Source organism: Pseudomonas sp. TH41 (assembly GCF_016650695.1).
GTDB lineage: Bacteria > Pseudomonadota > Gammaproteobacteria > Pseudomonadales > Pseudomonadaceae > Aquipseudomonas.
Genome location: NZ_JAEKFH010000009.1, coordinates 250910 through 272778, shown reverse-complemented (window position 1 = coordinate 272778; position 21869 = coordinate 250910). Strand labels below are relative to the sequence as shown.

The following is a 21869-nucleotide window of genomic DNA, read 5'->3' as shown; positions in this document are numbered from 1 at the left end:
TCGGGTGCACGATGACTTGGAATGCGACTCAAAGCGCACGATCAATGCAGTGAGGCGAAATTCACCGATGGCTTGAGGCAGGCGTAGGGATTCACCGCCTGGCATTCATTCCGGGTCTGGCGTAGCGACTCCAGCGAGACGTCGTCAAATCGTGTGGTGACGGCAGCCACCATTGCGGTGAATGATGCAATGACACACAGCGTTATTATTATTTTCATCGGTTCACCTGCTCGAAAGCGCTGAGTGATGGAACGTACTGTTGTGTCTTGACTTTATCGAGGCTGAAAACTCCTTCCCCCCCCTTGGTGGGGGGGCGAAGACTGACTCAAGATCACTGGTAGATGCCCCAGCCGAAGAGTCTTTGCAAAATGTTTCACGGCCTTTAGGATTGCATCAGGTTCGGCCAGTTCATCGGGACAGGGGCCGTGAGTCCTCATAAGAACTACCTGCCCCTAAAGGGGCGTCACTCGGCGTTGCCCAGCATGTCCACATCCAGTACCCAAACGATCTTCGCCGAAAGCTTCTTCCGCGTGAACGCAGAACTGTTCGCCCCGTTCCTGGCCGAGGCCGGCCTTGACGAGCGTATTTTGCATGCCCCCGATGTGGAGATTCCCGCCGCGAATTATGTCGAGCTCTGGGAGATCCTCGGGCGCAAAGTGGATGCGTCGATTGGCCTGCGCATCGGCATCCAGACTGTTAGCACCGCCCTTGGCGCCTATGGTCAAGCGATACGCAGTGCGCCGACCCTACTCCTGGCACTGCGTTGCATGAGCCATTTCGCTGTGGTGTTTGCTCATGCTATTCGGGTGGATTTCGAAATCGACGCGGGGCAGGTCATCCTGTCTTACCAGTGCACCGATCCGACCATTGTGCGGCGCCGCCAGGACTCTGAATTCACGATTGGCTTCTTCCTCAGCCTGTTGCGGGAGATCACCGAGAACCCGCGATTGACGCCGGAGCGGGCGGACTTCGAGCATGGGACACCGACCGATTTGTCGTTGCACCGTGAGGTGCTTGCATGCCCGCTGCACTTCAAACAGCCGGACAATCGCCTTTATTTTCCAGTTGCTCTTTTGGACATGCCTGTACGCACCGCCGATCCCCGCTTGTTCCAGGCACTGGAACCCTTCCTTGAACAGCAGCGGCAGATCAGGGCGCCGGTCAGCGATCTGCTCGCCCAACTCGGACGTCATATCGCCAGCAGCCTGAGCAGCGGCGGGGCCAGCCTGGAAATGGTGGCGCAGAGCATGGGCCTGGGCCCGCGCACACTGCAACGGCGTCTGGCCGAGCACCAGGTGGAATTCAGGCTGTTGGTCGAGGACGTGCGCCGGTCACTGGCCGAAGCCTATGTGGCGCAGGCCCATTACAGCCTGACTGAAGTCGCCTTGCTGCTTGGGTACGCCGAATGCAGTTCATTCAGCCGAGCTTTTCGTCGCTGGACTCAAGTCTCTCCGCAGCAATATCGCCTGCAAGCCAAGGCCAATCTCTCGTAATTTTTTTTGCAGCTGACGTCAGATGTCAACGGCTCTGACGCACGCTGGCAAGCCCCCGCGTATCTCCACTGTTAGCTTCTGTCCCTGAGGTGGGCATGACCTTCCCCGGCTGGCGCCATCTGGCTCGTCCGGGGTCTTTTTAGCTGCGTTGCATGCCCGCCACCAATAACAAAAAAAGAGGTGTGGGCTAATGGCAGAGCATGAGAACGGCGCCAAGGGCGTCAGCCGTCGAAAGTTTTTGCACGGCGCCGGAGTGGGCGCGGTGGCTGTCGCGGGGGCGGGCGTTATGACCCCTGCCGCGGCGGCGTCGGGCGATAACTGCAAGACAGCGGGTTGCGACTATGACGTGGTGGTGATCGGCGGCGGTTTCGCCGGTGTCACGGCGGCTCGCGACAGTCGCAAGAACGGCTACAAAACCCTGCTGCTGGAGGCGCGCAACCGCCTGGGTGGGCGTACCTTTACCTCCGAGTTCGACGGCCACAAAGTCGAAATGGGTGGCACCTGGATTCACCAGGCGCAGCCCTTCGTCTGGGCCGAAAAAGAGCGCTACGGCCTGGAGGTGCTGGAAACTCCGGTCAGTGGCGTGACGCTGGATAAAGAAGAGTATGTGGTCAAGGTTGGCGATACGACCCACACGCTGAGCGGCGAGCAGTTGCTGCCGCTATACGAAGCCCTGGATGCCTTCTACACCGAGGCGCGCCAGGTCTGGGACCGCCCCTACGACGCTCAATACACCTGGAACGAAATCATCCGCCGTGACAAGCGAACCGGACAGCAACGACTGGATGAGCTCAAGCTCAACCCGGTGCAGCGGGTGGCGATCGACAGCTTCGTCGGCGCGACAGCGCATGCCCCACTGGACCAGACGTCCTACGTCGACATGCTGCGTTACTGGGCGCTTTCTGGCTGGAACCTGCAGGGTTTCAACGACGCTGTCGTGCGTTACAAGCTCAAGGACGGTACCGTCGGCCTGATCAACAAAATGATCGAAGACGGTAAGCCGGAAGTGCGCCTGTCGACCCCGGTCAAAAAAATCGAAGACAAGGGTGACCACACCGTGGTGACCACCCAAAAGGGCGAAAAAATCGTCGCTGCCAGTGTCATCATCGCGCTGCCAATGAACGTACTGCCAAACCTGGAATTCTCCCCGGCGCTGGACCCGGCGCTGATCGAGGCAGGCAAGCAGAAGCACAGCGGCAAGGGGATCAAGTTCTACATCAAGGCCAGGGGCGGGTTTACCAAGCTGGCGAAGGTCACCGCCATGGCCGACTCCAACTACCCGGTCAACTTGGTGATGGCGCACTACGTGAGCGACGATTACACCCTGTTCGTCGCTTTCGGCAACGATCCAAGCAAGGTCGATATCTTTGACATCAAGGCCGTCCAATCGATTCTGGAACCGCTCTTCCCAGGCATCCAGGTCGAGAGTACCCACGGCTACGAATGGACCCTCGACCCTTACAGCCTCGGCACCTACGCCAGCTACAAACCGGAGTGGTTCGAGAAGTACTACGCGCACTTCCAGAAGGATAGCGGCCGCATCTTCTTCGGCCAGGGCGACCACGGCGAGGGCTGGCGAGGCTGCATCGACGGAGCCATCGCTGCCGGCGGCAAGGCGGCCCAGAGAACCAAGGAGCTGCTGGGATGAATGGCCGCTACGCCTTTCAGCTGTTCGCCGCACTCGGGCTGTTGGGGCTGATCAATCTGCCCGCGCAGGCCGCTGAAGCGTGCGACCCGGCTGTCGGCCAGAAGCTCTTTGAAACCCGATGCACAACCTGCCACTCACTCGCTGAACACAAGGTCGGGCCAAAGCTCGGTGGTGTATTCGGTCGCAAGGCAGGTTCAGCCCCAGGCTTCACCTATACGCCGACGCTGGAGCAGGCCGGTTTCACCTGGAATACGGAAAAGCTCGACGCCTTCCTCAGTGGCCCCATGACGTTCCTGCCCGGCACTGCCATGGCCTTCGGCGGACTGCGCCAGGCAGAGGATCGTCAGGCCCTTACATGTTTCCTCAGTCAACAAGGACCCAACTCATGAGCATCACGATCTACACCAAACCCAAGTGCCTGCTGACCGTTGCTGTCGCTGCACTACTGCTGGTCGACCCAAGCCTGATCTTCCACTGGGTGGGCATGCCACTGGGGGCCGACGGCATGCTCCTTGGCCGTCTACTCGGTGCTACGTATCTCGCTGTCGGTCTGGGCTTCTGGTTCATCCGCAGTCTCGAAGACCTGCCACGCCGCGATGCGCTGTTGCTGATCGGCTCCGACATTGTGTGTGCCGGCATCATCGTTCACGCGGTCATGGCGGGCTCGATGAACCCGCTCGGCTGGGGGCTGGCAGCGGTCTACCTGAGTTCAGCCCTGGGCTTCGGTTGGTGCGCCAGCCAGGCTGCCGCCAGACCGGCCTGCGCCTGATCCCCGTTTTGCCCCGGCGTCATGCGCCGGGCGCTCCTGCACAATAATTACAATGGGAGAGTGATCATGAGTATGCAATTCAAGAAGTCCCTGCTGTGCAGCGCCTTGTTGGCACTGTTCAGTGCGAGCGGCGCCCAGGCAGCGACCTCGGCCGATCTGGCCCGATTGGGCAATGAGCTGACGCCGTTCGGTGCAGAAAAAGCCGGCAATGCCAGCGGCAGTATTCCGGCCTGGAACGGCGGACTCACCCAGGCTCCAGCCGATTGGAAGCCTGGCCATGGCGACCCCTACAGCGCGGACAAGCCGCTGTACTCCATCAATGGCAAGAACCTCGCGCAGTATCAGGCACAGTTGCCTCCCGGCCAGGTGGAACTGATCAAGGCCTATCCGGGCTACCGCCTGGACGTCTACCCGACGCACCGTAGCTGCACGTTCCCGACAGAGATTGCCCAGCGCACCAAAGCCTTCGCCGCGCAGAGCAAGATCGGCAGCGACGGGTGGAACCTGGAGCAAGCGGCCGGCGCTTCGATTCCCTTCCCGGTGCCGCAGAGTGGCATCGAGGTAATGTGGAACTACAAACTGCGTTACATGGCCAAGGGGCGTCGCGCCCAAGTGTCGATGTTGCTTCGCGAGAAGAGCGGTGCGCTGTCCGAGCTCAAGCAGTGGGCCAGCGAGTATTACCCCTACAACGATGCGGCGGTCAAAAGCCCGGTAGATGCCGGCGACTACGAAGCCAAGATGCTTTATGACGTGCTGACACCGCCATCGCGGGCTGGCGAGATGTATCTGGTGCACGGTTACCTGGATAAGCCGCAGGATTCCTGGATCTACTTCCCCGGCCAGCGACGCGTGCGCCGTGCACCGTCTTTCGCTTATGACAATCCGATTGCCGGCACCGACAGCCTGTATTTCGTCGACCAGATCAACATGTTTACCGGGGCGATGGACCGTTATGACTTCAAGCTGATCGGCAAGAAAGAAATGATGGTGCCTTACAACTCCTACAAGTTGGTCGACAAGAGCAATAAGTACGAGAACCTGATCGGCCAGGACTACCTCAATCGCGACGTACAACGTTATGAGCAGCACCGAGTCTGGGTGGTGGAAGCCACGGTGAAGGCGGACAAGCGTCACTCATTCGCCAAACGTGTGTTCTTCGTCGACGAAGACAGCTGGGCGCTGTTGCACGTGGACATGTACGACGCCAAGGGCAATCTCTGGCGCGTGCAGGAAGGCAGCCTCTGGGCCAACCCGCAGACCCAGTCTTGCACCGGCTTCGAGTATGTGAGCTACGACCTCGTCGCACGGCGCTACATCGCCGACGGCTTCACCCAGGAGGGCGAGGTGCTCGACCTGACCGCCGGCCTCGAAGGTCGGGTCAGCGACAAACTGTTCAACTCCAACGAACTGCGCCGTAGCGGCGAGCGTTAAGCAGCAGTTACTCCCCGTAAAGGTAGAGCCATGCACAACAATAAAAAAGGCGCGGCCCAGCCCGCGCCGGGCTTCGCGCGCGCTGACAATCGACTGACCCTGGCAGTAATCGCTGCCTCAAGCCTGCTGTGGATGGATGCCAGTCATGCCATGCGCTTTGGCTCCGAGGACGGCATTTCCGGCAGTTTCGACTCCACGCTGTCATACGGCTTCGCCACGCGCATGCAATCGCGTGACTGCCATTTGCTCGGCGGTGACAGCGGTGGCTGCAATGACGGTACCAGTACCGGGTTGGGCCAGTTCTACAACCTGGGCAAAGGCAATGGCTACGCCAATGCCGATATCAATTACACCAACTCCGACGACGGCGATCTGAACTACAACAAGCACGATGTCTTCTCCGAGGTCGTGAAGGGCACTCACGAGTTGAGCTTGAAGTTCGGCGACGGCTGGAGCGCCCTGGGTCGGGTCAGTTGGTCGAAAGACTTCAAGATGGACAACACCCGGCGCACCGAGCTCGATGACGATGCCGATCGCGAAGCCACCGAACGCGTCGACCTGCTCGACCTGTGGGTAGCGAAGACCTTCGACTTGGGCGAGATGCCGGCCAAGGTCAAGGTCGGCAACCAGGTAATCAGCTGGGGCGAAGAAATTTTCGTCACCGGTGGCATTAACCAGATCAATGCCCTCAACCTGACGAAATACCATACCCCCGGCACCCAATTGAAGGAGGTCTTCGTCCCGGCACCCATGGCCTCGTTCAACTTGGGGCTGACGGATAACCTGAACCTTGAGACCTACTACCAGTTCAAGTGGAACGCCTATGGCATCGACCCGGCGGGCACCTACTATTCCAACTCCGATGTGGTGGGCGAGGGCAACCGGCCGATCTACTACTCGACCAGTACGGTCGATGGCCTTCTCGGTGCCGGTACCTGTGCCTCGCTGACACCCACCGGCCGTTGCGGCGAGCCGTCGATCAGCGGCCTGGACGACGCCACGTTGGTCGCCAATGGCCTGGCGATTCCCTTTGCCGGCGAACGCTCGGCCAAGAACAGCGGCCAATATGGCATCGCCCTGCGCTGGACGGTGGAGGAGATCGCGACCGAGTTTGGTTTCTTCTACCAGCGCTATCACGACAAGCTGCCGTTCGTGGGCTACACCGCTACGTCGAACCCGGACGCGTTGGTGATCGACAACTACTTCTGGAATTACGGCGAAGACAAGAACCTGTACGGCCTGTCGCTCAATACCATGGCCGGCCCGGTGGCAGTGGGGGCGGAGTTGTCCTATCGCCCGAATGACAGCGTCGGCATTGACCCCACGGTGGCCTTTGGCCGGGCATTCACCGGTGAGTTCAACAAGTTCAGCGTGTATGACACCGGCACCAGCAAAGGCTTCGTCGAGGAGAAAAAATGGCAGGCTCATGTGAATGCCATCTACACCTTTTCGGCCAATGATCCGCTGGGCTTCATCCCCAGAGGGCTGGGCGCCTCCGACGGGTTCCTGCTGACCGAAGCGGTGATCACTCACTACCCGGGCCTGGATACCTCGGGTAAGACGCCTTACTTCCTGCCCGACTATTCGTTGCCGGATAAAACCTCATGGGGTTACGTCACCGAGTTCGGCATCAACTACCCGAATGTCTACGGCACCGGGATTACTGTCACGCCACAGCTGGACTTCAGCCATGACGTCAACGGCACCTCGCCGAACGCGTTGCCGTTCGTCGAAGGTCGCAAGTCGCTGACCAGTTCGTTGCTGTTCAACTACCGCGACCGTTGGAAAGGTGGTTTGCAGTGGGTGCAGTACTGGGGAGGTGGGGACAACAACCTGATGGCTGACCGCGATTTCTTGAGCGGCAACATTTCCTACTCGTTCTGATGTCGTGCCTTCCCTCGGCCACGGGCTGAGGGAAGCTCATTCCCGTTTTTCAGGAAGGCTCACCATGCTGGCTTCTCTAGTGCTCGGTCTCGAGCGATTCTTTTTTCGGCGTCGTCTGTCGACGTTAGCGGTGCTGGCGCTCGTCACACTGGTGATGGCCGGTTTCGCCTCACAACTTCGTATGTCGGCCGGCTTCGACAAGCAGCTGCCACAGCAGCACGAATTTATTCAAACCTTCAACAAGTACCGGGACGTGCTGTTCGGTGCCAACCGCGTCATTGTGGTGCTGCACGCTAAAAACGGTGACATCTGGAACACGCAGGCGATGACCCGGCTCTACGACCTGACCCAGACGCTGTTCTTTATGCCAGGCATCGACCGGCGCACGGTCACCTCGCTGTGGACGCCCAATACCCGCGCAGTGCAGATTACCGAGGAGGGCATGAAGGCCGAGGATGTGATCGGCGGTGACGTCACGGTCGGCACCCTAAACGAACAGGCGATTGTCGGCATCCGTGATCGCACCATCGTGGGCGGTTTTGTCGGCAGCCTGGTGGCCAACGATGATTCCGGCGCCATGGTGGTGGCCGAACTCGCCGACCCGGACCCGCAGACCGGTAAACGCCTGGACTACCTGGAATTCAGTAAACGCCTGGAAGACGATGTCCGCGCCAAATATGCCGACAGCGCCTATGACGTGCAGATCATCGGTTTCGCCAAGCAAATGGGTGACATCGGCGCCGGCGCGACCAGTGTCATGGGCTTCTTTGCGCTGGCCTTTCTGCTGACCCTGGCCGCCGTGTATTGGTACACCCGCTCCTGGGTGCTGACCTTTCTTCCGCTGTGCTGTTCGCTGGTGTCGGTGGTCTGGCAGTTCGGCACCATCACTTTGCTCGGCTTCGGTCTCGATCCGCTGGCGATTCTGGTGCCGTTCCTGGTGTTCGCCATCGGCGTGTCTCATGGCGTGCAGCAGGTCAACTTCATCTCCAAGGAAGTCTGCAACGGCGCCGATGCAATGACCGCAGCCCGCCGCAGTTTCAGAGGTTTGCTGATCCCTGGCACATTGGCATTGATTACCGCCTTCGTCGGCTTTGCCACCTTGGTGCTGGTGCCGATTCCGATGATTCGCGAATTGGCGATTACCGCCTCGGTCGGGGTCGCTTACAAGATCGTCACCAACCTGATCATGCTGCCAGTGCTGGCCAGCTTCTTCCATTTTGACCAAGCCTATGTCAACCGGGTCAAACGCCTTCAAGCCTGGCGCGATGGCGTGATGAGCAAGCTTGGACGCCTGGCCGAAACCCGCAATGCGGCGATCGGCTCGGTGTTGTGCCTGCTGTTACTCGGTCTCGCCGTCTGGCAGAGCCAGGGCCGACACATCGGCCACGTACTGCCGGGGGCGCCCGAGCTGCGCAGCGACTCGCGCTATAACCTGGACGTGGAAAGTGTGGTCGGCCATTTCGGCCTGGGGTTGGACCTGTTCACCGTGGTGGTGGAAACACCGCAGAATGGTTGCTACCAGCACGACGTAATGGCCTACACCGATCGCCTGACCTGGTTCCTGGCCAACGTGCCGGGGGTATTGTCGGCGCAATCGCTGCCGGCACTGACCAAACTCTCGGCTTCGGGCGTCAACGAGGGCAATCCGAAGTGGGCGGCGCTGCCGGTCGATGAACTGAGCATCGGCGAGGCGGTGCGCCAGGTGCCCGAAGTGCTACGCCTGTACAACGCTGATTGTACGGTGCTGCCAATCAACCTTTACTTGACCGACCACAAAGCCAGCACGCTGAAAACCGTGGTGGCCGCGGTGCAGCAATATCGTGCAGACCACCCCAAGGACGGCGTCACCGTGCGCCTGGCCAGTGGCAACGCCGGTGTGCAGGCAGCCACCAACGAAATCGTCGAAAGCTCCGAGCTGCCGATGATGCTCTATGTCTATCTGACCATCGTGCTGCTGGTATTTCTGGTCTACCGCGACTGGCGGGCGATGGTCGCTTGCTGCGTGCCGCTGACCCTGGCGACCTTCCTCGGCTACTGGTTCATGAAGTCGCTGGACATTGGCCTGACCGTCGCCACCTTGCCGGTGATGGTGCTGGCCGTGGGCATCGGCGTGGATTACGCCTTCTACATCTACAACCGCCTGCAACTGCATCTGGCCGAGGGGCAGGACATCGTCACGGCGTTCAAACTGGCCCTGCGCGAGGTGGGGGTGGCGACTATTTTCACCGCCATCACCTTGTCCATCGGCGTGGCAACCTGGTCGTTCTCGGCACTGAAATTCCAGGCTGACATGGGGCTGCTGCTGACCTTCATGTTCATGGTCAACATGTTGATGGCCATTACTTTGTTGCCGGCCATCGCGGTGATGCTGGATGTGCTGATTCCGCGGCGGGGGCCCGTCCGTGCGCCTCTGATCGCGCATTGATGGAGGGATGTGAGATGTTGAACAAAACAATTTCGCTGTCACAGATGATCGTGATTACCGCACTGTTGGGGTTGGCCGGCCAGGTACTGCATGGCCATGCCGCCGAGGGGCCGTCGGCCATGCGCCTGGCCCAGGCCCAGCATGCGCCACTAGTAGCCGTCAGCAAGGCAGGTACGGGGCTGGTCGCACTGGGTGATTACGGTGTGGTGGTGCTTTCTGCCGATGGCAAACAGTGGCATCAGGCCAAGTCCGTGCCGGTGGACGGGCTGCTGACGGCGTTGAGTTTCGCCGATGGGCAAAACGGCTGGGCCGTGGGTCATGGCGGGGTGTTGCTGCACACTGAGGATGGTGGCGAGACCTGGGCGCTGCAACCGCCATTGGAAGACAAGCCGGTGCTGCTGTCGGTGTGGTTCGAGAATACCCGGCACGGCATAGTCGTCGGCGCCTACGGTTATGCCAGCGAGACGCGCGATGGTGGCCGCAGCTGGCAGCGCCTGAATGTGAGCAGCGACGGCGACGATCACCACCTCAACCAGATATTTTCCGGGCGCGATGGCCACCTGTTCATCGCGGGTGAGGGCGGTAGCGCCTACCGATCCCCCGACAATGGCGCGACCTGGGAAGCCCTGGATACCGGCGCCAGCGGCTCGTTGTGGGGCGGCACCAGCCTGCGCGACGGTCGCGTCCTGTTGGTGGGCATGAGCGGACGGGTGCTGGTCAGCGAGGACTTGGGTGATACCTGGCAGACCAAGGACAGCGGCAGCCACGAAGCCATCACAGCGGTCGGCCAACTCAGCGACGGTCGCGTGGCGCTGGTGGGCAACGGTGGCCTGGTGGCCGTCGCCGATCAGGATCTGCAGCACTTCCAGGCGCAAATCCGCGCGGATCGGCAGAACCTCGCCGCGCTCGCGCCGCTGGGCGATGAACAACTGGCACTGTTCGGCCCACAAGGTGTGCTGAAGCAGGATTTGACTGATACCCACTAAGCCACGCCGGCTCCCTATCGGCGCCGGTTCGGCTGCATTGAAGAAAGGAGTCGAAGATATGGTCGATTGGTTCGGCAAGATGAGCCTGCGTACCAAGTTGGTGGTGTTCAATGGCTTGCTGCTGGCGCTGATTACCCTGGTCCTGGTGGCCTTGGGCGTAGCCTCGGCGCTGCGCAACCAGCAGGAGGTCGCCAAGCGTATCGAGCCCTTTGTGCTCGGTGCCGTGCAAGGGCGGATGAGTGCAGTTCTGGCTGGCGAACTCGGGGTGATCGGCGACACCTTCGAAGCGGCCCATTCTCTTGGCGAAATGCTTTCCCATCAGGTTGGCAGCCATATCGAACTGGCGGCGCAGGAGGGACTCTACGCCGAGGAACGGGCAGCACTGGACCGCGATGTGCAGACGACCTTGAATGTCAGCCGCGCCAGTTCTGCGGTCTATGCGTTACTCGAACCCAATGCCTTCGACGGTGCCGACTCGGCGTTCACCGGTCGCACCGAGACCGGCGCCAACGAAACTGGCAGGCTCGCCACCTCTTGGACGCGCGATGCTCAAGGTAAGTTGAATCACGCGGTGGTAAGCGAAGCGCAACTCAAGGATACCCAGATTAACCACTGGTATCGCTGTGTACTGGAGCGTAACGCGCTCTGCGTCCTGGAGCCCTATAACTACGACTTCCCGGAGGGCAGCGCAGTCGTCAGTACCCTCGCGGTGCCGGTACAGGTGGCAGGCCGGACGGTGGGCATGGTGGGTTTCGATATGCGCCTGGACTTCATCCAGAAGCTGCTGGAACAGGCCAACCGGCGTCTATTCGATGGGCGCGGCGAACTACTGCTGGTCTCTCAGGAGGGTGTGATCGCCGGCCACAGTGGCGCGGCGCAGCGGGTGGGCACGGTACTCGGTGCCGCTGATGGGCTCGATCCGGCGCAATTGCGTGAGCGCCTCAAGAGTGACCAGTCGCAACTGGAAATACTGGCAGACGGGCGTCTGCAACTGATCTTGCCGCGTCCGCTGGTCGGCGGCAGCAGCACCTGGATGGTGATCTATCGCGTCGATCAGGCCGTAGCCAGTGCCGATGCTTTGGCGCTTTATGCCGACCTGGATACCAATGAACGCAAAACCGCCTGGCAGCAGGTCGCAGTAGCGGTACTGATAACCAGCCTCGCATTGTTGCTGATGGCCTGGTTGTGCCGCCGCGCGCTACAACCGCTGCTGCGCATGCGCGTCTTGATGGAGGACCTGGCCAAGGGCGATGGCGACCTCTCGGTGAGTCTGCCGGTGCTGGTACAGGATGAGGTCGGCGCTCTGGCAGCCAGTGTCAATCTCTTCGTCGAGCGTCTGCGTGAACTGCTGTTGGAAGTACGCAATTCGCAGCAACAGGTGGGTGAGCGCTCCCAGGCAAGTTTCGAACTGGGCCGCGCATCGGCCGAGCGATTGGGGCGTCAGCACAGTGATATCAACCAGGTGGCGACCGCAATCAACCAGATGGCGGCCTCGGTGGAGGCGATCGCCCGTAACGCGGCGACCACCGCTGCGGCAGCCCAGCGTTCCCATGGCGCGGCGCGGGAGAGTGGATTGGTGATCCAGCAGGGCGCCGCCGAGGTGCGTCGACTGGCCGAGGAGATCGGTCAGGTGCAACGGATTACCGGTGAACTGGACGCCGAGTCGATGCGTATCGCCGAGATCATGGTGTTGATCCGTGGTGTTGCCGAACAGACCAATCTGCTCGCGCTCAATGCCGCCATCGAGGCGGCGCGGGCCGGCGAGCACGGCCGTGGTTTTGCGGTGGTGGCCGACGAGGTGCGTGCACTAGCCGCGCGCACCCGGCAATCCACGGGGGAAATCGAAACCATCGTCGAGAGTATTCAACAGGGCTCGCAACGTGCGGTGGCGGCCATCGCACGCAGTCTGCAACACCTGGGCGGTAGTGTGGCGCATGCCGAGGCAGCGGAACGGGCACTCGACGGCATAGTCGGGGCGGCAGGAGAGATCTCCGGCCTGGCCACCCAGACTGCCACTGCGGTGGAGCAGCAAAGCGCGGTCACCGACGAGCTGAATCGCAACATCTCATCCATTGGCCAGATGGCCGTGGAGCTTAGCGATCTGGCCCAGTCTGGCGAGCGTGAGCAGGTCCGAATGACCGAGCAGATGAAAGTCCTCGGCCAACAGATCGGCCGGTTTCGGCTGTGAGGGCCGGGTGAATGGAATCGTTTACCCCTCTCTCTCGCAGAGAGGGTTTCCACGCCTGTCTACCTGCTCCTGTGAATGGCGGTAGACCGGCGCACTCAAACAATAATCTGAATGGAGCACGAAGCCATGCTGGGCTTGATGCAAGATCAACCGCTACTGATTTCCTCGGTCCTCGAACACGCACTCACTGCGCATCCGAGGAGCGAAATTGCCTCGCGCACGGTGGAAGGGCCATTGCACCACTGCACCTATGCCGACATTGGCCGGCGTGCCAAACAACTGGCCAATGCCCTGACCGCCCTGGAGGTGCAGCCCGGCGAGCGGATCGGCACCCTGGCCTGGAACGGTTACCGGCATATGGAGCTGTATTTCGGTGTGTCGGGAATGGGTGCCGTCCTCCATACCATCAACCCGCGGCTGTTCCCCGAGCAGATCGAATTCATTGCCAACCACGCTGAAGACCACTACCTGTTCTTCGACCTGTCATTCGCCGCGCTGGTAGAGCAGCTCGCGCCGCGGATGAAGACCGTCAAGGCCTTCATCGCCCTGACGGATCGCAGCCGGATGCCAGCCATCGAGGTGCCCAATCTGTTGTGTTACGAAGACCTGATCGAAGGCCATAGCAGTGAATTCGCCTGGCCAGTGCTCGATGAAAGGGCGGCTTCCTCGATGTGCTACACCTCGGGCACCACGGGCCATCCGAAAGGCGTGCTGTTTTCGCACCGTTCCTCGATTTTGCATTCCTTGGCGCTCTGCACTTCGGACGGCTTTGGCCTGTCGTCGGCGGATTCGGCGCTGCTTGTAGTGCCGATGTTCCACGTCAATGCCTGGGGCATGCCCTATGCGGCGGCCATGTGCGGCGCCAAGCTGGTTCTACCGGGCCCGGCGCTGGACGGCGAGAGTATCTATGAGCTGATGCGTACCGAAAAGGTGACGCTGGCCTTGGGTGTACCGACGGTGTGGATGATGTTGCAGCAGCACGTCGAGGACCGAGGCCTGGATCCGGCGGCGGACCTGCACCTGAACCGGGTGGTGATTGGAGGGGCTGCAGCACCGAGAACCCAGGTCGAGACGTTCGAAACCCGGTTCGGTGCACGAGTGCTGCATGCTTGGGGCATGACCGAGATGTCGCCACTGGGCACCGTCTGCAATCCGCTGCCCAAACACCGCGATATTTCGCCGGCTGAACGGCTCGATCTGCAGGCCAAACAGGGGCGGGCGCTGTTCGGGGTGTCCATGAAGATCGTCGACGAGGAGGGCGCCGAGTTGCACCGTGACGGCAAGGCTTCCGGCCATCTGCTGGTCAAGGGACCCTGGATAGCCAACCAATATTTCCGGGGTGAGGGCGGGAGCATTCTCGATGAAGCCGGCTGGTTCGATACCGGTGATATCGCCACCATCGATTCCGATGGCTACATGCAAATCACCGATCGCGCCAAGGATGTCATCAAGTCTGGAGGCGAGTGGATTTCGTCGATCGACCTGGAGAATGCTGCGGTTGGTCATCCAGCGGTGGCGGAGGCGGCCGTTATCGGTATTCCCCATGCCAAATGGCAGGAGCGTCCGCTACTGATCGTAGTAATAAAACCCGGCAAGGCCGCCAGTAAGGAGGAACTGCTGGAGTATCTGGCAACCCGGGTAGCGAAGTGGTGGCTGCCGGACGATGTCGCTTACGTCGAGGCACTGCCGCATACGGCAACGGGCAAACTGCAAAAGATGAAATTGCGCGAGCAGTTCCGCGACTATCGCTTGGCAGAGGAATGATAAAGCCGATTCACATCAAAAGTGGCTGGCTCCCGAGAGAGATCGGGAGCAGCACACCAGTTATCATCCGTCAGATGTTTGCGGGCCGTTGGATGCCTGGCGGTTTCTACACAAACATCACCCACCAAATTTCGTCAGATTGACTGCTTTGGGATTTGGATAGTGTTCGAGTGACTTCATGTATTCCCCGATCAACTTCATATACGGACCAAGGACCCAAGCGTTCACGGCGACGGTATTGACCTCTTCACGGGGGTCCTGCTCGACATTGAAGATCGATGGATAACCGGTCAGTTCCGCGCGGTAGCCGCCAATGCCAGACATGGCTGGATTGCCGGCCGAACTGATGAACTGCTTCGGATAGATGCGGAACTGCCGCCAACGCACGGCAACGATTTCGTCACCGATGAAGGTGATCAGGCTTTCACGCTTTGAAGCGGCCTGCTTGCCGAGAACGACATCGCTTTGGTCGACGCCGTCGATCGGCCGATCTGCGGGAACTGGTGCGCCAATGATCTTCGCCAATGTCGGAAAGACATCGTGGATGGACACCATCGCGTTACTTGCCCGTGGCGCGATTCTGCCTGGCCACTTGATCATGGCCGGCACACGCAATGAGCCTTCCAACGCATCGCCAAGCTCGCCACGGAACGGGCCGTTCGAGCCACCGCGATACTCGGCCGGCCCCTCAGTCGGTGCAGCGCCATTGTCGGACAGCCAGATCACGATGGTGTTGTCTTCGACGCCAGCGGTCTTGATGGCGTCCAATACTTGGCCGGTGCGGTGATCGAGCTCCATGATCGCGTCACCATAGGGACCAATCCGCGACTTGCCGTCAAACTCGGGGGCGACCAGGGAGGGGTAATGGGTATTCGTCCAGCCGACGAAGAGAAAGAACGGCTCAGGAGCCTTGGCCTGGCGTTGGATATATTCCACCGCCGAATTGGCAATATCTCCTTCCACCTTTCGGCGGTAGTCCAGCGAATAAGGACGGATTTTTTTGAGATCGCCGTTTGCCTCGGACTCCCAGATTGCGGGCTCGGACGCCGAGATCAGCGCCTCAGGGAGTCCGCTGCGCTGCATACCACCGCGATACAGGGTGCTGTCGCTGGTTTCGATAACACCAACCCGGTACTGGTCAAAACCCTGGCGGGTCGGCCAGCTTTGTTCGCTCGCGCCCAGATGCCACTTGCCAATGTAACTCGTCGCGTAGCCCTGGCTTTTGAACAGCTCCCCCAGTGTCACTTCACTGGCCTGGAGCGTGTTCGGCGTGCCCGCGACGATGATGCTGCCAAGGCCTGAACGTGGCGAATAGCGTCCAGTTTGCAGCGCGGCGCGGGAGGGCGTGCAACCTGGCTCTACCAGAAACTGGGTAAAGCGCACGCCTTCGCTGGCCAGCTGGTCGATGCGCGGGGTCGGCATACCCCGAACCTCGCCCGCACCATAGGCACCAAGGTCACCATAACCGACGTTGTCGGCCAGCATGACGACGACGTTGGGCCTGTCCTGGGCCTGCGCGCAGCCCATGAATGCGATCAGAAACGACAGTAGCCGGATACGTTGCATTGTTCTTTCTCAAAGGTTGCGCGTTGACTTTCAGGTTCAAATCAATCGGTCGGCTTCATCCTGCTCGGCGTACAGCCACTTCCGGTTGCGGTACAAATAGGCAATCAAACGGAAATAGGTTTCCGGCATCCAGCGTTTGAGTCGCCAGGCCCATTTGGCGTCAGGCTGGGTCATGACGTAGAGGCGGTTCTTCTCCAGTGCGCGAAACACATCGTCGACAATGTCCTGGGAGGTGAATCGGGACTTTTTCAATTGGGACAGCAGACGCTTCTCCATGGCGCGCTCGCTGGTGAGCGAGTCGCCCAGCGATGTCGCGAACACGGTCGGGCACACCACGGTGACGCCGATATCAAAGCCGCTGAGTTCGGACTTGAGGGTCTCCGAGAGGGACACGACGCCAGCCTTGGCCACGTTATAGGGCGACATTTCAGGCCCGGACAAGGTACCGGCGCTCGATGCGGTATTGATGATGCAGCCACCGGCCTGAGCCTTGAGCAAAGGCACGAAGGCCCGGCAGCCATAAATCACACTCCACAGGTCGACGTTGATGACCTTTTCCCACTCTTCAAGGGGAAGGTCATCGATCATGCCAGCGGATGCAATGCCCGCATTGTTGAACACCAGGTCGACTCCACCCCACAGCTGTTTGACGGTGTTGGCGGCGTCCTGCAAGGCCTCTTGTCGGGTGACATCCAACACCATGCTGAAGGTCTCCGCGCCGCGTTTACGCAACTGCGCCTCGGCCTGTTCCAGTCTTGTCGCGTTGATATCGGCGATCAGCAGTTTCCAGCCCCTGCTTGCGAGGTGCATGCAGATGGCCAGACCAAAACCGCTGGCGGCGCCCGTCACGAAGGCACGTTTTGCCGGGTATTTCTGTTCGAGTTTCATGATTGCTCGCAATGCCGTTGTCGTTGCTGAAATAAACCGGTGGTAGGCGTAATGCTGTTCACTTAAGAGCCGGTGCCCACATTTGTGGCTAGGAGATTTACTGTGGAGAGGGGATTCATCCCCGTTGGGTCGCGAAGCGGCCCCCAGCGTCCGTTCAGACAGACTGAGTTGTCCGGATTTACGACTGCTTCGCAGCCGAACGGGGATAAATCCCCTCGCCACAGATGTACTCAGTGCACAGCCCTGGTCTTGCCCTGCCAATAGGCTTTACGCAGTTCGGTTTTCAATACCTTGCCCGCCGGGCTGCGTGGCAGTTGCTCGATGAAATCGACACTCTTCGGGGTCTTGACGCTTCCCAGCCGCTCCTTGACCAGTGCAATCAGGTCGTCCCCCCTGCAGGTCTTGCCAGGCTTGAGCTGGACAATCGCCTTCACCGCTTCACCCCATTTGTCGTCAGGAATACCGATCACGGAGCAATCCTGAACAGCGTCATGGGTCGTCAATACCTGTTCGATCTCGTTCGGATAAACGTTGAATCCGCCGGTGATGATCATGTCCTTCTTGCGGTCGACAATCGTGATATAGCCGTCATCAGCCATAACCCCGACGTCACCCGTGTGGTGCCAGCCCTGCTGACGGACTTCGGCCGTCGCCTGCTGATTCTTGTAATAACCCGGCGTCACCAGATCGCCGCGAATGCAGATTTCCCCCGCGTCACCACGTACCACTTCCTCACCTTCGTCATTCAGGATGGCGACGGTGTTGAGTACGCAGGGCCGGCCAATCGATTGCAGGCGTGCTTCATTGATCGTGCCGTCCGCGTCGATATAGTCCCAGGGTGCCTTGGCGGTAATCGCGGCCGGTGCTTCGGACTGACCAAACGCCTCGGACATGACCGGGCCGAACACCTGCACGGCTTCCTTCAGCTTCTCCAGTGATGTCGGTGCAGCGCCGACCAGGAAATGCTTCAGCGAGCTATAGTCCCGTTGGCGGATATCAGGCAAAGCCAGCAGCATGTACAGCACAGTCGGCGGCAGAAAAAGATGGGTGACCTTGTATTTTTCAATCGCGTCGGCAACCGCTTCAGGGACGGCGGTGGCCATGATCGCGTTGGTCCCGCCACGCGCGAAATGCAGACAACCGGTGAGGCCGGCGGTGTGCGTCATCGGCGCCACCACCAGATGGCAAGTGCTGTCGTGATAATCAAAGTGCGCGTAGAAGTTGCTGAAGAAGGTATGGATGTTGCGATGGGTAATCATCACCCCCTTCGATTTTCCGGTCGTACCACCGGTGGGATACAAGGCAAACGTATCGTCCAGGCTGCCCGTTCCCACGGCCGGGGTGTAGCGCGCCGGTGCACCTTGCGACCACACCGCGATTGAAGTCCCCACGCCGCAATCACCGTCGATGCAAACGAGCTCCCGAAGGCCAGGGCAGCGCGCCTTCAGTTGCGCCGCCTCAGTGGCGTAGGTGCTATGGAACAGCAGCAACTCACCTTCGAAGTCATTGAACAGCTCCGCATTGGCCGCCACCGTATTGCGCGGATTGACCGGCAGCCAGACGCAACGCGCGCGGAACACGCCCAGCAGTGCCAGAAAGGCGACCGTGCAATTGGGCGCAAGAATACCGACATGGCCGCCGCCGCTGAATCCGTTGTGGGCGATTGCGCCGGCAATGGCTTGCGTCACTGGCGCCGCCTGGGCATAGGTCACTGCGCTGGCATCGTTGCCAACGTCGACGAAGGCCCGATTGTTCGGGTAAAAACGTACTGCGTTATCGAAGTGATCGATGATCCGCATGGCAAATACACTCCATTAAACAGGTTTCCACAACGACTGGCTTTTTCGACACAGCGTTATCCTCGGGCTGCACCTGGCAGCCCGGAAATGTGGTGGATTGGGTCGTTGGGGGAATCAGTTGGCGCGTTGGTAGGCGCGGCTCAGCCAGCGCATGCCCTTGAGCTTGAGAACGTTGGTTTCGCCATCCTCGATCATCGATGCCCGTGCGTCGCGCATCAGCTTCTCGATCGGGTACTCCTTGGTCAGGCCATTGCCACCGAACAATTGCAGCGCTTCGCTGGCCACCTGGAACGCAGTCTCGGTGACATAAGTCTTGCTGGTGATCGAGGCCAGCAGGTGAGGGCCTTTTTCGCTGTAGTTGTAAGCGAACACGCGATGCGCAATAGCGCGTGAGAGCTCGACCTTCTGCCACAAGTCAAAGGTCCGCAGCTGCACGCTCTGATGGTTGATGATCGGTGTGCCGCCTTGTTTGCGCTCATGTACATACGCCAGCGCATGCTCGAAGGCTGCGCGGGCCACGCCGGTGAAGGTCGCCGCCATTTCCATGTTGCCGAACGTCAAGGCACCGAAGAAGCTGGTGATGGCCGCTTCACCCTCGGCGAGGGCATATTTGCGGGGCACACGGACTTCATTGAAATAGATCTCACCCTGGGGCAGGGCACGCTGGCCCAGTTTTTCCAGCGGCTTGCCCTTGGAAACACCCGGCAGGTCGAGTGGGATGAGGATGGCGATGTGATTCAGCCCAGCGCCATTTTCATGTTCCAGGCCATTGCCGTAGTCGCAAGGGATATAGGCCAGTGCAGTCTGGGCCAGCGGCGCATACGAAACCCATGCCGAGGACTGGCCTTGAATGATGACCTCATCGCCGTCGACCCGCGCGTAAAGATTGCCGCGCGATTGCTTGTTGCCACGCTGGACCAGGTCGGCATCGATGTCGACGATATCGCTGCCACGGTCGGGCTGGGTGGCGAGCCAGCAGCCAGGCAGTGCGCCAAATCGCTCGATGATCTCCGGGTTGCCGGAGTTGTGCGCCGCATACGCCGGGAACGAGGACGCCAGCGTGGCGATGGCCAGCCCCGAATCGCCCCAGCCAAGTTCTTCAAAGATGATCGGCATGATGCGCGATTTCTGCTGACTGTCCATCGCCGCCAGTGCGCCGAGATCGAGCAGCCCGGATTCGTGCACCTGACGCATGTAGTCGAACAGGGGAGAGCCCGGCGCGACCACTTCTTCGGCAGTCATTTTGTCCAGCTCAGCGCCGATCGGGCGCATGACGTTCTTGGCGAAGCTGTGCGCCACTTCCTGAATGGCCCGCTCTTCTTCCGTCAAGTCGCTTTCCAGACCGCAAAGGCCCAGCACAGGCTCGACAATTCTCTCCAGATCAAACATCGACGATTCCTCTTGTTATTGTTCCAACCGATTGATTGAGAGTAATCCGTAACGAAAACTCCGACTTATCGAAACGGGCACAGCGCTTGTCCCTGCGACCCTCATTTGAGGGGGCTCGATAGGCCGAGTCGGTACGATGGGGTTACGGCTTCACTTCCTCGATCTCGCCCGGCCGCCAGGTCTTGTTGAACCACGGCTCAAGCGGGCCATACAGACGCAGCAGCGTGTTCCAGCCTTTGCCCGGCGTGGTTTGTACCCAGTTGCTTTCCTTGCCGGGCGGCGCTTTGGGGCCGAAGTACAGGTCCACCGAGGTGTCGGGGTTCATGACGATGCCTTTCCTCTGGCTGCCAATACTCGGAAACTGCTGGTCGGTCTGCAGCATCGAGCGCGTCTGATTGTCGTAAAGCACGACCGACCAGAAGTTCTTCGCCGGAATATTGGGCGGCAGATGCAGCCGGTAGGTCTTTGCTCCATCGAAGGGCTGCTTGTTGGCGTCGACGAATGCCGTCGCGTATTGCGATCCGACCCCCACCATTTTGGCGGTCATCGCCGGTGTGTTGCCGGTGGCGTAGAAGTAGAAATACGTGCGTGCGTCGAGCAGGCGGATGCCGTCATGCTCGAAACGATGGCTGCCGCCGATGAAAGGCGTACCCCAGGCACTGTCCGGATAGAAATAGGAATCCTTGTTGCGCATGCGGAAGGTAAGGGTGCGTGCCGTGGCGCTGCCGACGGCTGCGGACTCGGTGAGGATTTTTTTCATCCGCTCGTCCGGTGCGAACGGCTTGCCTTTCTCGATGCCAATGGAGGCCAACAGGCCGAGCGTTTCCGGGTCCATCGCAGCGCTCGGTTCTTCCTGCACCACTTCGTTGACCTCGTCGAAGTAGGTGATGTCCAGGGCGTGGGTGGTGTTGAACGACTTGCCGGAGACATTGACGAAGGTCGTCGTCGGCGGGTTGGCGGCCTGCGCCAGCGGATAGATACGCAAGTGCTGCTTGATGTTCTCGACGCCAGGTTTCGGGTCGCCATCGACCTGAAACCCTCGGGTGATGAACACGTTGTTGAAGGTCGGTGACTTCAACACGAAGTAACCGTCCGGCACGGGGCCTTCGTACCCTGGCGGTAGCACCAAGTACTTGCCACCCTTGCCCTTGTCGGGCCCGGCGTTGCCGAGGTCGCCGACGTAACGGAACCAGAAATCGTCGACGATGCTCAGTGAATTAGGTGCGCTTTCGATGACGATTGGACCGTCCTTGAGGTCGATCCAGGCCCATCCGTAAATGTTCTCGCTGTTGCCGGTCAGGAACAGCGACCTGGCGTCCATCAGGTTTTCGAACAGCGCAACGGTCTGGTTGGCCGGTCCGAACTCGGAGATGCCCTTGCGTATCGCTGACAGCGAAGCCGCCGGCATGGCTGTGAGGAAGGCCTGCACGCCGCGCTGGAAGTCGAGGTTGTCGTAGACCTTCTGCACCGTCGCATCGTCCGGGAAGCCGTCGGTGAATTTGAGGGTGCCGAGCCGCGTCTCGAGGCTATTGGGTGTCACGATCGAAGATGGAATATCTGTTTTGTAGCTCTGTGCGAATGCCGACGAAACCGTGGAAGCACCGAGCAGCACCAGGGTCGAAAGTCTGATCTTCATCAA

The 21869-nt window shown here is 60.2% G+C and carries 16 protein-coding genes and 1 pseudogene; 11 read left to right on the top strand and 6 right to left on the bottom strand.

The window, feature by feature from the left end:
- Window positions 1-41 precede the first annotated feature (41 nt).
- Window positions 42-218, bottom strand: a complete 177-nt coding sequence (locus JFU37_RS30450; protein ID WP_201120922.1) for a hypothetical protein — start codon at window positions 216-218, stop codon at window positions 42-44.
- A gap of 264 nt (window positions 219-482) precedes the next feature.
- On the opposite strand from JFU37_RS30450, the gene qhpR reads away from it, so the two are divergent.
- From qhpR to JFU37_RS30400, 11 genes and pseudogenes are all read left to right on the top strand, one after another.
- On the top strand, window positions 483-1493 hold the full coding sequence (gene qhpR, locus JFU37_RS30445; protein WP_201120921.1) for an AraC-like transcriptional regulator QhpR: 1011 nt from the start codon (window positions 483-485) through the stop codon (window positions 1491-1493).
- Between the two features lie 190 nt (window positions 1494-1683).
- Window positions 1684-3141 (top strand): flavin monoamine oxidase family protein, encoded by a 1458-nt coding sequence (locus tag JFU37_RS30440; RefSeq protein ID WP_201120920.1) that lies wholly within the window; start codon window positions 1684-1686, stop codon window positions 3139-3141.
- The gene (locus tag JFU37_RS30435) at window positions 3138-3530 is read left to right on the top strand and encodes a c-type cytochrome (RefSeq protein WP_201120919.1); all 393 of its coding nucleotides are present in this window, start codon (window positions 3138-3140) and stop codon (window positions 3528-3530) included. The genes JFU37_RS30440 and JFU37_RS30435 overlap by 4 nt, the downstream gene beginning before the upstream one ends.
- Complete coding sequence (locus JFU37_RS30430; RefSeq protein ID WP_201120918.1) at window positions 3527-3910, top strand: hypothetical protein; 384 nt, start codon at window positions 3527-3529, stop codon at window positions 3908-3910. The genes JFU37_RS30435 and JFU37_RS30430 overlap by 4 nt, the downstream gene beginning before the upstream one ends.
- Window positions 3911-3976: 66 nt before the next feature.
- The gene (locus JFU37_RS30425) at window positions 3977-5341 is read left to right on the top strand and encodes a DUF1329 domain-containing protein (protein ID WP_201120917.1); all 1365 of its coding nucleotides are present in this window, start codon (window positions 3977-3979) and stop codon (window positions 5339-5341) included.
- A gap of 30 nt (window positions 5342-5371) precedes the next feature.
- Window positions 5372-7225 carry a DUF1302 domain-containing protein gene (locus JFU37_RS30420; protein ID WP_201120916.1) on the top strand — a complete coding sequence of 618 codons (1854 nt, stop codon included), beginning with the start codon at window positions 5372-5374 and terminating at the stop codon, window positions 7223-7225.
- A 64-nt stretch (window positions 7226-7289) separates the two neighbouring features.
- Complete coding sequence (locus JFU37_RS30415) at window positions 7290-9650, top strand: efflux RND transporter permease subunit (protein WP_201120915.1); 2361 nt, start codon at window positions 7290-7292, stop codon at window positions 9648-9650.
- A gap of 14 nt (window positions 9651-9664) precedes the next feature.
- Window positions 9665-10636 (top strand): WD40/YVTN/BNR-like repeat-containing protein, encoded by a 972-nt coding sequence (locus JFU37_RS30410; protein ID WP_242485871.1) that lies wholly within the window; start codon window positions 9665-9667, stop codon window positions 10634-10636.
- A 58-nt stretch (window positions 10637-10694) separates the two neighbouring features.
- Window positions 10695-11969: pseudogene (locus JFU37_RS31445) on the top strand (HAMP domain-containing protein); the annotation flags it as partial.
- Between the two features lie 150 nt (window positions 11970-12119).
- Window positions 12120-12824, top strand: a complete 705-nt coding sequence (locus tag JFU37_RS31440) for a methyl-accepting chemotaxis protein (protein ID WP_446739620.1) — start codon at window positions 12120-12122, stop codon at window positions 12822-12824.
- Between the two features lie 126 nt (window positions 12825-12950).
- Entirely contained in the window at window positions 12951-14588 is a 1638-nt protein-coding gene (locus tag JFU37_RS30400) for a 3-(methylthio)propionyl-CoA ligase (protein ID WP_201120913.1), read from the top strand.
- Between the two features lie 117 nt (window positions 14589-14705).
- On the opposite strand, the gene JFU37_RS30395 is transcribed toward JFU37_RS30400, so the two are convergent.
- The 5 genes from JFU37_RS30395 to JFU37_RS30375 form a co-directional block, all read right to left on the bottom strand.
- The gene (locus JFU37_RS30395) at window positions 14706-16154 is read right to left on the bottom strand and encodes an arylsulfatase (protein WP_201120912.1); all 1449 of its coding nucleotides are present in this window, start codon (window positions 16152-16154) and stop codon (window positions 14706-14708) included.
- 36 nt (window positions 16155-16190) lie between these two features.
- A complete protein-coding gene (locus JFU37_RS30390) occupies window positions 16191-17042 on the bottom strand; it encodes an SDR family NAD(P)-dependent oxidoreductase (RefSeq protein WP_201120911.1) in 852 nt (283 codons plus the stop codon).
- Window positions 17043-17272: 230 nt separating this feature from the next.
- Complete coding sequence (locus tag JFU37_RS30385) at window positions 17273-18841, bottom strand: AMP-binding protein (protein WP_201120910.1); 1569 nt, start codon at window positions 18839-18841, stop codon at window positions 17273-17275.
- 114 nt (window positions 18842-18955) lie between these two features.
- Window positions 18956-20230: an acyl-CoA dehydrogenase family protein gene (locus JFU37_RS30380; protein ID WP_201120909.1), complete on the bottom strand. Its 1275-nt coding sequence runs from the start codon at window positions 20228-20230 to the stop codon at window positions 18956-18958.
- A 142-nt stretch (window positions 20231-20372) separates the two neighbouring features.
- On the bottom strand, window positions 20373-21866 hold the full coding sequence (locus tag JFU37_RS30375; protein ID WP_201120908.1) for a DUF1254 domain-containing protein: 1494 nt from the start codon (window positions 21864-21866) through the stop codon (window positions 20373-20375).
- Window positions 21867-21869 lie beyond the last annotated feature (3 nt).